The sequence below is a fragment of the Eggerthella sinensis genome, from assembly GCF_003339815.1.
Classification (GTDB): Bacteria; Actinomycetota; Coriobacteriia; order Coriobacteriales; family Eggerthellaceae; genus Eggerthella; species Eggerthella sinensis.
This window is the reverse complement of the sequence record NZ_PPTT01000026.1, coordinates 18,069-31,131: the sequence shown is the minus strand read 5'-3', so window position 1 is coordinate 31,131 and position 13,063 is coordinate 18,069. Positions and strand designations below refer to the sequence as shown.

Below are 13,063 nucleotides of genomic sequence, written 5' to 3'. Positions count from 1 at the left end.
GAGGACCGCATGAACAGCACGAACGCGAAAACCATCACGGCGCTCCTCGGTGCCGTGACCCTGGCGGCGTCCGCCGGGTCGACCGCGATGCCCCTGCTTGCCGAAGGCAGCGCGCAGGCCCCGTTGCAGCATACCGCGACATGCGCGGGCACCGAGGCGCCGGGCGGCATCGTCAAGGAGGCGAACGTCGAAGGCGTCTTCGGATTCGATCAGGAAGTGCTCTCGAGCACCGCCGACATCTCCACCCAGTTCTCGAAAGCGGCGGCGGTGCTCTGCGCGAACATGCCCGCATACTTCGAGACGATGGAGCAACGGCCCATCGCCGTCGGCGGGGACGTGGACGCGAGTTTCAACGCCACGCTTTCCGACCTGGCCGACGAGGACGGCACCGACGCCTACGAGATGGCCTGCTCGTGCGCGTCGAACGTGGCGGGCGGCGGGGCCATCGCCAACGCGGAGGTCGAGGGCGTGTCTCTCGCCTCGCTCGCCGACCGGGCCCAAGCCCGCTAGCTTCCACCGAACTCGGGCGCCATCGACCGGAAGGCTCGGCCCTCGCGGCCGATGGCGCCGCATCCGCACCACGAACGAGGAGACGCTCATGCGCTGCAACACCGTCACGTTCATCGCCGCCGACGGGCACGTCCTGTCGCTGCCGCTCCAACCGCTCCTCGCCCGCGGCGCCGTCGTGGCGTCCCGCATCAACGGCGAGGACATCGCCGACGTCATGCACGCCGGCAACCAGCTGTGGATACCGGGCCTTCCCGCCAAGCTCTTCGTACGCGACATCGTGGGCATCGCCTTCACCATCGAGACCGCACCGCCCGCCCTCCCCGCGTGCGAGGACGACGGACACGACTTCACGAACCGGCCCAACGTGGCCATCAAAGCGGCGTACCGCGCAACCGCGCACGAGCCGATGACGCTGGAGGGATGGGCCTACGACTTCGACAGGGCCATCACGGCCGTGGAGCTGTCCTTCGACGAGGGCGAAACGTGGAAGACGTGTCCGACCACCGGGGCCACGGCCGAGCGATGGGTGTGGTGGAGCTTCGCGTTCACGCCGCGCGAGACGGGCCTCCACAAGGTGATCGCTCGCTCCGTCAACGAGGACGGCACGCGCTCGCCCCTGCCGGCGGCCCACACCTTCGAGGTAGCGGCCTAGAGGTAGCGGCGCACGGTGCTCATGTAGGTGCGGTAGGCATCGCCGAAGGTGGCGAGGCACCATCGTTCTTCGGCCTTGACGATCCCGTGGGCCGACGCCTGGAACACCGCGAGGAGGACGAGCATGGTGACGGACTGCAGGAGCAGCGCGCACCCGGCGAAGTACAGGAAGTACGCCACGTACATCGGGTTGCGCGACAGGCGGTAGATGCCGCGGTCCAAAAGACCGCTCGGCGACGGATGGGCGAACTGCACCGTCGACACGGCGAGCAGGACGATGCCCGCCCCGTACACGACGACCCCTGCGCCGAACAGGTACGACGGCTCCAGCTTGATGCTGAGGAAGCACGGGTACACGATGAGGGCGACGTTAGAGATCTGGTACAGCCCGTAGGCGATCTTCTCGCGATCCACCAACGGCGCAAAATGCGCCGCCCGCGCAAGCGCATCCTTGTTCACGGCCCACAGCAAGCCGAATCTGATGAGAAACAAAGGGATGACCAGCAGAAACCCCATAAAGCAATCCCCCTTCTTCTTGGGCGCGGTCCCCTTCTTCTTGGCGCCGTCCCCTTCTTTTTGGGCGCGGTCCCCTTCTTTTTGGGCGCGGGAGGCAACCTACGGGCGAAGGGGCGCGTGCCGCGCCGATTCGGGACGGACGCGGCGTGCGATCGGCGCGGCTGGGGATGCCCGCATCCCCAACAATCCCCCGCGCCAAAAAAGGAAAAGGCGCCCCCAACCCTCCTACTTATACTGGCTTGGGTGTTTGGCGAAGAAGTCGAAGCGGGGCGGGAGTTCGCGGATGCGGTGGCGCCCCTCGGTGATTTCGCCGGCGCTGCACAGTTCGTCCATGTTCTCGAAGTCGTAGTTCCAGCTGAAGAAGTCGTCGAACTCGAAGCTGAGGTAGTCGCAGATCTTCTCGGAGCCGGTCGGCACCACGGGGTGCATGAGCAGCGTGACCATACGCAGCAGGAAGAACGAGTCCACGAGCACCTGGCGGCGCACCTCCTCGTTGCCCTCCAGCTCGGCTTCGCGGATGCCGTCGGACCAGCGCTTGTTCGCCCAACGGATGAACTCGTCCATGATCGACATGATGGTGTGCAGCTCCACGCGATGCATCGTCTCGTCGTAGGCGCGCAGCACCTCATGCACCTTCGCCACGACGTCGGCGGACACCTCGCCGAGCGGCAGGTAGCCTTCGAAGTTCTTCTGCGCCTCGTAGAAGCAGCTGCGGGCCAGGCGGTTGAACACGTTGGTGAGCAGCGCGCCCTCCTTGAGCACCGGGTCGGCCACGCGCGCGTCGGCCAGCTCCTCGGGGGTGGCGAGGAACGGCTTGGGCTTGAAGCCCACCGACTTCTGGTCGAGGCCGAGCGCCAGGAAGTGCGCGCGCAGCTGTTCGACGGTGTAGAATTCCAGCAGCTCGTCGGCCGTGGGCGGCTTCACCGCGCCCGACGACGACGCCTTCTTGTCGCCGAACAGGATGTGGTGGTTCGCCACGAGCGTCGTCTGGCGGATGGGATGCTCGGTGGTGCCGGGCGCGAGGATGTCGCCCGGGCGCAGCGCCTCGATGAGCGCCGGCTGGGCAACCCCGTAGAAGTACAGGTTGTCCTGGCCGATGAACTGGTACACTTCGGCATCCTCCGAGCACCAGAAATCGCGCCAGCTGCCCCGCGGCAGGCCCATCTTGTCGTTGACGGCCATGGTGAACGACATAGGCGCCCACAGGCTCTCGGGCCAGCACCACACGGTGAGACCCTCGAGGCCGTCGATGACCGGGGCCTTCACGCCCCATTCGATGTTGCCCGTGATGCGGAACGGCACGAGCGCCTTGCCCGTGCGGAAGCGGATTCCCGCCCGCCCGAGCACCTCGCGCGCCGCATCGCGGTCGTCGATGGTGGCGAACTCGATCTCGAAGCTCTGCTTGCCCTTCTCGGGCTCGCGCAGCTCGTGCGCAGGCAGCTCGCCGGCCACGGCCTCGTAGGCTTCGCGCGCGTCGTTCTTGATGTACACGACGGGCGGCGCGAGGAATTCCTTGATGGTCTGCGCCACGATGGCGCGCACCTCGGGATCGGCCTCGAGCGCCGCCACATGGCCGCGCAAGAAGTCGGCGAACGCGGGCAGGTCGAAGTACCAGTTCTCCACGGGGCGCATCTCGGGCGTCGTGCCGGTGAGCGACGACTTCGGCGCGATGAGGTCCTCGGGCGAATAGCTGTGGCCCAAATCGCACTCGTCGGCGTAGGCGTGCTCGGACTTGCAGCCCTGCACGGGGCAGCGGCCCACCACCTGGCGGCCGTTGAGGAACGTGTTCGCCTCGGCGTCGTAGAACTGCAGCGTGGCACGGCGCTGCAAATGGCCGTTCTCGTGCAGCTTCTCGATGAACTTCTCGCTGATCAGCTGGTGCACGTCGCCCGAGTGGCCCATGCCCGACCCCTCGTAGATGGACAGGCTGATGTCGTAGGCGTCGAGCGTGGCCTTCTGCGCCTCATGGTTCTTCTGCACGTAGTCGGCGATGGAACCGTCGAACTCCCCCGCCTCCACGAGCTTGCGATAGCCCTCGTTGATGGGCGAGCCGAAGCAGTCGGTGCCGCTGATGAAGCGCACGTTCGACGCGCCGATGCGGTCGCGCAGGAAGCGTGCGAAGGCGTCGGCCGGCACGAACACGCCGGCGATGTGGCCGAAGTGCAGCGGCTTGTTGCCGTAGGGCATGCCCGCCGTGACGACGGCGCGCTTCGGCCAGGTGGTGCGTTCGTTGCTATTGCGCGATGCTGCCATCGTTGTCCAGCTCCTTCAGTGCTTGGGCGATATCGTCGGTGGAAATGTCGTTTTCGGACATGAGATCGAGCAGGGTGGACAGGCTGCCGGACGCCTTCGGCTGAAGCGTGACCGTCGTGTAATGCGTGACGTTCGCCAGCTCGGCCGCCTTCGCCACGGCATCCTCCTTCGTGCCGATCTCGTCGGCCAGGCCGTTCTCGACCGCGGTCATGCCGGTGAACGTGAGGCCCGTGGCCAGCGCGCGCACCTCCTCGACGCTCATGTCGCGGCCCTCGGCCACGGTTTGGATGAACGTCTCGTTGATCTGGTCGACCTGGTCCTGGTAGTAGGCGCGCTCCTCCTCGGTGAGGGGGCGCGTGCCGTAGCTCGAATCCTTGCTGTCGGCGCTCGTCACGTTGTCGACGCTGATGCCCAGCTTCTCCATGAGACCCGACAGGTCGGTGATCTGCATGGCCGTGCCGATGGCGCCGATGGCCGTGGTCTTCGCCGTGTAGATGTAGTCGGCCTGCGAGGATATCTCGTAGGCGGCGCTCGCGTTGAGCGAAGCGCTCGAAACCACGACGGGCTTGCTCGTGCGCTCGGAGAACTGGCGCACGTAGTCGGCCATCTCCTCGCCCGCGGTAGCGGTGCCGCCGCCGGAGTTCACGCGCAGCACGACGGCCTTGATGTGGGAGTTCTTCTCGGCGCGGTCGAGCTGCGCCTTGAGGCCCTCGGGGCTCGACGTGGTGCCGTCGTACTGGATGGTGCCGTCGATGTCGATGATGGCCACGGCATCGCTCGTCAGCATATCGGCGTCGTCGCTCGATACCGCCGAGCCGAGCGCGCCCATGGTGCCGAACGACGAGGACATGACGGACGTGCACGACCACATACCCAGCGCGAGCAGGGCGAAGACGAGCACGACGGCCACGAGACCGACGATCCAACCTTTACTTTTCTTGGGGGGCTGCTGCGGTGCGTATCCGTACGGGGCAGCCTGCGGGGTCGGCTGCTGCGGAGCGGCCGGCTGCTGCCACACCTGCTGCTGCCAGTTGGTATCTTGAGACATGTTACCTCCTCGATCGTGCATCAGCCCATACTACCGCATGCGACACGGAACCGCACCCAAACGGGTGCGGCTCCCTTACGGTTTCCATTATAAGACCGCGAGCGGCGACGGGCGTTAACCGCGGCGTGACGGATGCGCGAGCGCTAGAACTCGAGCGTGCCGTCGGCCTTGCTGTGCTGCGCCTTCTTCGCCGTGCGAACGAGGAACTCCTGGTTCGTCTCGGTTTGCTTGAGCGACTTGATGAGCATGTCCATGGCGCGCTCGGTGCTGTTCGTGTTCGACAGGATGCGGCGCACGGCCCAGATGAGCGGCGCCTCCTGGGGCTCGAGCAGCAGCTCTTCCTTGCGCGTGCCCGACGCCACCGGGTCGATGGCCGGGAAGATGCGGCGGTCGGCCAGGTTGCGGTCGAGCTTGAGCTCCATGTTGCCGGTACCCTTGAACTCCTCGAAGATGACCTCGTCCATCTTCGACCCCGTGTCCACGAGGGCCGAGGCGAGGATGGTGAGGCTGCCGCCGCCTTCGATGTTGCGCGCGGCGCCGAGGAAGCGCTTCGGCGGGTAGAGCGCCGTGGAATCGACGCCGCCCGACAGGATGCGGCCCGAGGCCGGCTGCGCCAGGTTGTAGGCGCGCGCGAGACGCGTGAGCGAGTCGAGCAGCACGACGACGTCCTTGCCGCATTCCACGAGGCGCTTCGCGCGTTCGATGACCAGCTCGGACACGGCGATGTGGTTCTCGGTGGGCATGTCGAACGTCGAGGAGATGACCTCGCCCTTGATGGAGCGCTCCATGTCGGTGACTTCTTCGGGGCGCTCGTCCACGAGCAGGCACATGAGGTGGACTTCGGGATTGTTCGCGCTGATGGCGGCCGCGATGTCCTTGAGGATGGTGGTCTTGCCGGCCTTCGGCGGGCTGACGATGAGACCGCGCTGCCCCTTGCCGATGGGCGACACGAGGTCGATGACGCGGGCGGTGACGGTGGTCTTGCCGTGCTCCATGGTGAGGCACTCGTCGGGGTACACCGGCGTGAGATCGCCGAAGCGCACGCGGTTGCCCTGCTCTTCAACGGGCGTGCCGTTGACCGCCGTGACCTTCTGGATGGCGGCGTACTTCTCGTTCTCGCGCGCCGGGCGCGTCTGGCCGGTCACGAGGTCGCCCTTGCGCAGGCCGTTGCGGCGGATGGTGGACAAGCCCACGTAGCAGTCCGTCTCGCTGGGCAGATAGCCCTGCGTGCGCAGAAAGCCGTAGCCGTCGGCGAGGATGTCGAGAATGCCCGATACCTCGATGAAGCCCTCGGCCTTCACGCTCGCGCCGAACACGGCTTCCACGAGCTCGGCCTTCTTGAGGCCCGTGACGTCGAGGTTGAGCTCGGCGGCCTTCTCGCGCAACTCGGCAACCTTGAGCTTTCCCAGCTCTTCGCGCGACACGCTCGGCTGCACCTCGCGGTTTCCGCCGCGGTTGTTGTCGTAGGGGCGCCGCTGGCGACGGTGGTTCTGGTTCTGGTTGTTCTGCTTGTTGCCTTGATTGTTCTGCTTGTTCTGACCGCCGCCCTGCTTCTGGCGGTTGCTATTGCCGCTGTTGCCGCCGCTGTTGTTGGCGTTGCCGGCGTTGTTGTTCGCCTTGCCCGCGTTCGCGCTGTTCTGCCGGCGGTTGCTCGAGCCGGAGCCCTGCTGCTGCGCGCCGCCCGCCTTCACCGATTTGCGCGGGGTGCGCGTGGCCGACGAGTTGCGGCCCGGCGTGGGGGCGTCCGCCTTGTTCGACGCTTTGGCGTTCACGCTCGTGGAGCGGCGACGGGTCGGGGCGGCTGCGGGAGCCGCGGGGGCTGCTTCGTTTTCGCTCATGCCTGCTGAACTTTCTCCCAGTCCTTCATGAACGCATCGAGCCCGCGATCAGTCAGGGGATGCTGCACGCACTTCTTGAGCGCGGCGAACGGCACGGTGGCGATGTCGGCGCCCATGAGGGCGGCCTGCGTCACGTGGTTCGCGCTGCGCACGGACGCGGCGATGATTTCCACGTCGTGGCCGAAGTCGTAGTTGTTCACGGCAGCCACCACGTCGGCGAGCTGCGCGATGCCGTCTTCGGCGATGTCGTCGAAGCGGCCGACGAAGGGGCTGATGTAGCGGGCGCCGGCGCGGGCGGCCAAAATGGCCTGCGGCACGCTGAAGCACAGCGTCATGTTCACGGGAATGCCCTCGTCGGAAAGCGCTTTCGTGGCGGCGAGGCCCTCCACCATGGTGGGGATCTTCACCACGACGTTGTCGGCGAGCGCGGCCAATTCGCGACCGTCGCGGATGAGCTCGTCGCGCGTCATGGCAACGCTCTCGGCGGAGACGGGGCCGTCCACGATCTCGCAGATGCGCTTGATGTGGTTGTGGAAGTCGTCGAGCTTACCGCCGGTACGCGCATACAGCGTGGGGTTGGTGGTAACGCCGGCGAGTACGCCCCAGCTGGCCGCCTCTTCTATTTCGTTGAGATCGGCGGTGTCCAGAAAAAACTTCACCCAGGTCCTCCTTATACAATGGTTTTTACAGGTGAAACGCGCGCGGATGCGCGCATGAATTCCCTCATGAGATACGGGTGTGTGGGTGTGCGTGAGAGATAAAAGAACTGCTCCTCATGGTACCGCATGTGTTTGCTTCGTTCAAGCGCAAAGGCCGAGCGTTCGTGGAAATGCGATGGAGGAAGGTCTACGAATCGGTGCAGATGGGCACGAATCATGCCTCGATGGAGCGCTCGGTTTGCGCCAGGTGCTCGAGCGACAGCTCCATCTCCTTCTCGCGGGTGACGTTCTCGACGAGGCCCACCGCCTTGTCGGACAGGCCGTCTTTCTTCGGCACCGCCATGAGCGTCACGCGGTTCCACACGGTGGAGCCATCGCCCATGTTCGCGCGGACCACTGTGGAGGCTTTCGGCGCGCCGGCGTAGATCTCGTCGTAGATGCGGCGGAAGTCGTCGATGGATTCGTCGGCCACCGTGTTCTGCTCGATGAAGCCCTCGGGGGCGTTCACCACCGTCTCGGACAGGCCGAACGCGTGCTGCACGAATTCGGAGTAGCGCGCGATGCGCGTGGGCAGGTCGAGCTCGAACACCACGATGCTCGTGGCCTCCATGGCGATCTCGAAGCGCTGCTCGCTCATGCGAAGCGCCTCCATGTCCTCCATGTGGGCCGTCACGTCGGCGATGGTGGCGTAAAGCGTGGCCACCCCGCCCGTCGTGCTGAGGTGGAACAGCCGCAGCTTCTGCCAGCGGCAGCCGCGCGTGCCCGCGCGACGCACCACGGCCTCGGCGCCGTTGTCGGGGCACGACCGCACCGACTCCTCCGCCGCCTCGAGCAGCACGGCGCGATCCTCCTCGAAGACGAACGGAAGCACGCTGCCGCCCTCCTCCGCTCCGCGCAGGTCGGTGTCGAGCGTCGAGACGAGACGGTGGTAGGCTTCGTTGCCGCGGACGAGCCGCAAGTCGCCGTCGGCGTAGGTGTACAGCGCCACCGCGCCGATGATGCTCGTGAGCATGCGGTCGCTGATGATGTTCTCGTGCAGCAGGTCCTTGAAGTCGAGCACGGGGCGACGCGCCTCTTGCAGGATGCGCTGCTCGTATTCGACGTTCGACCCGTCGGCCAGCATGCCCTCGAACGCAGCCACTTCCATGGGCCGCGCGTAGTAGTAGCCCTGGGCGTACGAGCAGCCCACGTCGAGCAGGAAGTTCACCTGCTCGCGCGTTTCCACGCCCTCGGCGATGACGGGCAAATCGAGCCAGCGCGCCATGCGGATGACCGATTCCATGATGTCCTTGCTGCGGCGGTCGTCGCGGTCGAGGAAGCGCATGTCGATTTTCAGCACGTCGACGTTGATGTCCTTGAGCATGTTGAGCGAGGAGTACCCGCTGCCGAAGTCGTCCATGAGCACGGTGAACCCGCGCTCGGCCAGGGCGTCGAACGCGGCCACGATGCGGTCGGGGCGCTCCGAGTACGCGCTTTCGGTGATCTCCACCTCGATGAGCGACGGATCGATGCCGTAGCGCTCCACGAGCGCATGGAGCTCGGCCGACACGTCCATGAGGTAGATGTCGGCGCGCGACACGTTCACCGACACGGGCACAGGACGAATCCCCTGGTCCATGAGGCTTCTAACCCATGCGGCCGACTTCTCCCACACGCGCAGGTCGAGCGAGCGCACGAGGCCGTTGCGCTCGAGCAGCGGGATGAACTCCCCCGGAGCCACGATGCCGCGCTCGGGATGGCGCCAGCGCGCGAGCGCCTCGGCGCCCACGATCTTGCCGGTGCGCATGTTGCACTTCGGCTGGAGGAACAGTTCGATGCAATCGTCGCGCAGGGCCGCCTCGATGCCGGCCACCACCTCGCGCTCGCGGATGAGCGCTGCGCGCATGCCGGGGTCGTACGTGGCCACGCGATCGAAGTAGCTGCCCTTCACCGTGCGCTGCGCGATGACCGCGCGATCGCACATGAGGCTGACGGGGGCGGCGGGGTCCTCCACGCGGTACACGCCGGCGCGTACGATGGCGTCCACGCCGAGCGGGCAGGAGGAAGCGATGTCGATGAGGGCGCGCTCGATGCAGGCCGGCTCGACCCCCGTCGCGCACAGGGCGAACGTGTCGGCGGCCAAGCGTCCGAGCGGGAAGGCGTCGTCGGGAGAGAAGCGCTCTTTGAAGGCACGGCCGAGGTAGGCCAGCAGCCGGTCGCCCATCTCGAGGCCATGCAGGTCGTTGAGCAGCTTGAAGTGGTCGACGTCGAAGCACACGATGCTCGCGTCGCGCACGTCGGGTCGCTGCAGGTAGGCGGATGCCGCGGCGAAGAAGGCCTCTTTGGACCGCAAGCCGGTAAGATCGTCGAGGCCGTCGTGGCATGCGAAGACTTCCGTGGTCATGTGCGCTCCCTTCGCAGTGGCCATCGTTACGAACAAGCATTATGGAGCTTCACCAGGCCCTTCACAACCCCTCATGATGAGATCGCTCAGCTTTCGGGGGTAAATCCCTCGTTTCGTGCGATGCTGCGGAAAAAGCAGCTCCGCTCACCGGTGTGGCAAGCCGGTCCCGCCGGATGCACGAGCGCGAGCAGCGTGTCGGCGTCGCAGTCGTAGCGCAGCTCCACGAGCCGCTGCACGTTGCCCGACGTGGCTCCTTTGTGCCACAGCTCCTGGCGGCTGCGCGACCAGAACACCGTCTCGCGGCGCTCGAGCGTGAGCGCGAGCGATTCCGCGTTCATCCACGCCATCATGAGCACCTCAAGGGTGTCGGCATCCTGCACGATGCACGGGATGAGCCCGTCAGCATTGTAGGCAAGGTCGGGAAGGTTCGGCATGCTCTCCTCCTTTTGTTCGGCGATAAAACCATTATGCACCAGCCCTTTCGCGACCGAACGGTCAAACGGTCGATCAGAGGCGTTTTTCGATATCCTCCGCCGACGGCAGCAGATCGGCGAACCCCTCGGGCAGAACGTCGGCGAGCCGATACTCGCTCACGCCGATGGGCTTTTCGACGTCGCGAAGCGAGTATTCGGCCACCACGTTGTTCTTCGTTTTGCATAGAAGCAAGCCAATGCTCGGATTGTCGTGCTCCCCGCACAGCAGATCGTCGACGGCGGACAGGTAGAAGTTCAGCTTCCCGACGAACTCCGGCTTGAACGGAGCGTTCTTCAACTCGACGACGATGTAGCTTCTCAGTTTGACATTGTAGAACAGCAGGTCGATATAGAAATCTTGCCCTCCCACGACAAGATGATGCTGCCTGCCCATGAAAGCGAAGCCCGTGCCGAGCTCGAGCAGGAGACCGGTAAGGTTCTCCATCATCCTCTCCTCGACTTCGCGCTCGACGGCACCCTGCCGCGCGGTGATGAAGTCGAAGATATACGGGTCTTTGAGCGCCTGCTGCGCGAGCTCGCTTTCGGGAGCGGGAAGCGTCCGCTTGAAGTTGTCCACCTTACCCGCAAGCACTTGTCGCTCGTAAAGCTTCGATTCGATTTGATGGACGAGTACCGCGCGGCTCCAGCCGTTTTCTATGGTTGCATCCACATACCATTCGCGTGCAGGGCCAGGTTTCGTCTTGTCGAGAAGCTGCGTGATGTGGCCCCAGGGAATTGTGCAACAGCTGTTGCACAATTCCAAATTCACTTCCCGAGCGAACTTCGCCATGTACTTCAAACTGCGAACTGAAAAGCCCTTCAAGCCGGGGAAGGCGGCACGGATATCCCTCGACAAAGATTCGACGAAGCCGCTTCCCCACTCTGAGCGCTCATTGACTAAGGCCCCTATGCGCCAATACAGAAGCACCAATTCGGCATTAGCGCTCGTGAGCGCCCTTTGACGCGATTCGGCAATCTCGCGTTTCGCACGCTCGAGCACATCCATATATTCGTCGCTGTTCGCAAGCATGGGACGCCCCTTTCTCCTGTTTCAACAGAATGATGGGCTGTCCCAGAAGCTGCGAATCCCACAGGTTCCAGTTAGACGTTCGCCAACCTGCTACCCATAATAGCAGTACAATTGTTCGCTGTCAATACGCATGCTTGTTGCATGCTGGCATATCTAAAGGCGTACGGGGATGCCCTGGCTTTGCATGTGCTCTTTTACTTGGCGCACGGTGAGCTCGCCGAAGTGGAAGACGCTTGCGGCCAGCACGGCGTCGGCCTCGCCTTCGATGACGCCCTGCGCGAAATGCTCGAGCTTTCCCACGCCGCCGCTCGCGATGACGGGGATATCCACGGCGCGCGCGACGGCGCGGGTGAGCGCGCAGTCGAAGCCGTCGCGGCTGCCGTCGCGATCCATGCTGGTGAGCAGGATCTCCCCCGCCCCGCGCCGGGCGGCTTCCTGCGCCCAGGCAACGGCGTCGATGCCCGTCGCCTTGCGGCCGCCGTGCACGTACACCTCCCACTTGTCCCCCGCGCCTGCGACGTGCTTCGCGTCGATGGCGCAGAGGATGGCCTGGCTGCCGAACGCGGCAGCCGCCTGGGTGATGAGCGCGGGGTTGTCCACCGCGGCCGAGTTCACCGACACCTTGTCGGCGCCGGCGGCGATCATCGTGCGGATGTCGGCCACGCTGCGGAAACCGCCGCCCACGCAGTACGGCAGGTGCAGCTGCTCGCTCGCGCGGCTGGCGAGGTCCACCGTGGTGGCGCGGTCGTCGCTCGTGGCCGTGATGTCGAGGAAGATCACCTCGTCGGCACGCTCCTCGTCGTAGCGCTGCGCGAGTTCGATGGGATCGCCCGCATCGCGCAGGTTCACGAAGTTGACGCCCTTGACCACGCGCCCATCCTTGACGTCCATGCAGGGGATCACGCGTTTGGCTAGCATGGCGCGCCTCCCATGCCGCAGGGGTTCGCGGCCACGGCGGCGGCTTCGGCGGCGCGGGTGGCCGCTTCGCAGGCGCGCACGCCCTCCTCCACCGAAAGCGCGCCCTCGTAGACGGCGCGGCCCGCGATGACGCCCTCGATGCTGGCGGCCACCGCGCCGAGGCGCTCGATGTCCTCGATCCCCGCCACGCCACCCGAGGCGATGACGGGGTGCCCGAACGCGGCGGCCATGGACACGTAGGCGTCCGGGTCGAGGCCGGTCTGCATGCCGTCGCGCGCGATGTCGGTGTACACGAGGTGGCGGAAGCCGAGCTGCGCCACGTGGCGCGCCAGCTCCTCGGCCGCCACGCCGGCGCCCTCGCGCCAGCCCGCCACGGCCACTTCCCCGCCCTTCGCGTCGATGCCGGCCGTGAGCAGCTTCGCGTACTGCTGGACGGCGGCCTCGGCGAAGGCGGGATCGGCCACGAGCGACGTGCCCAGCACCACGCGCGACACGCCCGCATCGGCCAGGCGCGCGATGGTGTCGAGCGAGCGTATGCCGCCTCCCACCTCCACCTTGAGCAGCGTCTTGCGCAGGATGCGCTCGATGATGGCGATGTTCTCGGGCGAGCCCGAGCGCGCGCCGTCGAGGTCGACGACGTGCAGCCACGTGGCACCCTGCTCCTCGAACGCCTGCGCCTGCGCGGCGGGGTCGTCGTTGTACACGGTCACGCGGTTGTAGTCGCCCTTGGCGAGGCGGACGGCCTTGCCGCCCAGGATGTCGATGGCCGGCAGCAGGTACACGG

12 protein-coding genes are annotated in these 13,063 nt (G+C 65.9%); 2 read left to right on the top strand and 10 right to left on the bottom strand.

What is annotated here, in order from left to right; translation table 11 throughout:
• Positions 1-9: 9 nt before the first annotated feature.
• Complete coding sequence (locus C1876_RS13355; protein ID WP_114547223.1) at positions 10-510, top strand: molybdopterin-binding protein; 501 nt, start codon at positions 10-12, stop codon at positions 508-510.
• 88 nt (positions 511-598) lie between these two features.
• Positions 599-1,162 carry a molybdopterin-binding protein gene (locus C1876_RS13350; protein ID WP_114547222.1) on the top strand — a complete coding sequence of 188 codons (564 nt, stop codon included), beginning with the start codon at positions 599-601 and terminating at the stop codon, positions 1,160-1,162.
• On the opposite strand, the gene C1876_RS13345 is transcribed toward C1876_RS13350, so the two are convergent.
• The 10 genes from C1876_RS13345 to hisA all read right to left on the bottom strand — a co-directional run bounded on the left by C1876_RS13345 (position 1,159) and on the right by hisA (position 13,061).
• Positions 1,159-1,677 carry a methyltransferase family protein gene (locus C1876_RS13345; RefSeq protein ID WP_114547221.1) on the bottom strand — a complete coding sequence of 173 codons (519 nt, stop codon included), beginning with the start codon at positions 1,675-1,677 and terminating at the stop codon, positions 1,159-1,161. The genes C1876_RS13350 and C1876_RS13345 overlap by 4 nt on opposite strands.
• Before the next feature lie 225 nt (positions 1,678-1,902).
• Positions 1,903-3,930: a methionine--tRNA ligase gene (locus C1876_RS13340; protein ID WP_114547220.1), complete on the bottom strand. Its 2,028-nt coding sequence runs from the start codon at positions 3,928-3,930 to the stop codon at positions 1,903-1,905.
• Positions 3,911-4,978: a signal peptide peptidase SppA gene (gene sppA / locus C1876_RS13335; RefSeq protein ID WP_114547219.1), complete on the bottom strand. Its 1,068-nt coding sequence runs from the start codon at positions 4,976-4,978 to the stop codon at positions 3,911-3,913. The genes C1876_RS13340 and sppA overlap by 20 nt, the downstream gene beginning before the upstream one ends.
• A 143-nt stretch (positions 4,979-5,121) precedes the next feature.
• Positions 5,122-6,816: a transcription termination factor Rho gene (rho, locus tag C1876_RS13330; protein WP_114547218.1), complete on the bottom strand. Its 1,695-nt coding sequence runs from the start codon at positions 6,814-6,816 to the stop codon at positions 5,122-5,124.
• Entirely contained in the window at positions 6,813-7,475 is a 663-nt protein-coding gene (gene fsa / locus C1876_RS13325) for a fructose-6-phosphate aldolase (RefSeq protein ID WP_114547217.1), read from the bottom strand. Before fsa ends, rho begins: the two co-directional genes overlap by 4 nt.
• Before the next feature lie 214 nt (positions 7,476-7,689).
• A complete protein-coding gene (locus tag C1876_RS13320) occupies positions 7,690-9,858 on the bottom strand; it encodes an EAL domain-containing protein (protein WP_244910150.1) in 2,169 nt (722 codons plus the stop codon).
• A gap of 86 nt (positions 9,859-9,944) precedes the next feature.
• A complete protein-coding gene (hisI, locus tag C1876_RS13315) occupies positions 9,945-10,292 on the bottom strand; it encodes a phosphoribosyl-AMP cyclohydrolase (RefSeq protein WP_114547215.1) in 348 nt (115 codons plus the stop codon).
• A gap of 73 nt (positions 10,293-10,365) precedes the next feature.
• Positions 10,366-11,361, bottom strand: coding sequence for a PDDEXK nuclease domain-containing protein (locus C1876_RS13310; RefSeq protein ID WP_114547214.1), 996 nt, complete (start codon positions 11,359-11,361; stop codon positions 10,366-10,368).
• 153 nt (positions 11,362-11,514) lie between these two features.
• On the bottom strand, positions 11,515-12,279 hold the full coding sequence (hisF, locus tag C1876_RS13305) for an imidazole glycerol phosphate synthase subunit HisF (RefSeq protein WP_114547213.1): 765 nt from the start codon (positions 12,277-12,279) through the stop codon (positions 11,515-11,517).
• Positions 12,273-13,061: a 1-(5-phosphoribosyl)-5-[(5-phosphoribosylamino)methylideneamino]imidazole-4-carboxamide isomerase gene (gene hisA, locus C1876_RS13300; protein WP_114547212.1), complete on the bottom strand. Its 789-nt coding sequence runs from the start codon at positions 13,059-13,061 to the stop codon at positions 12,273-12,275. Before hisA ends, hisF begins: the two co-directional genes overlap by 7 nt.
• Positions 13,062-13,063: the final 2 nt, after the last annotated feature.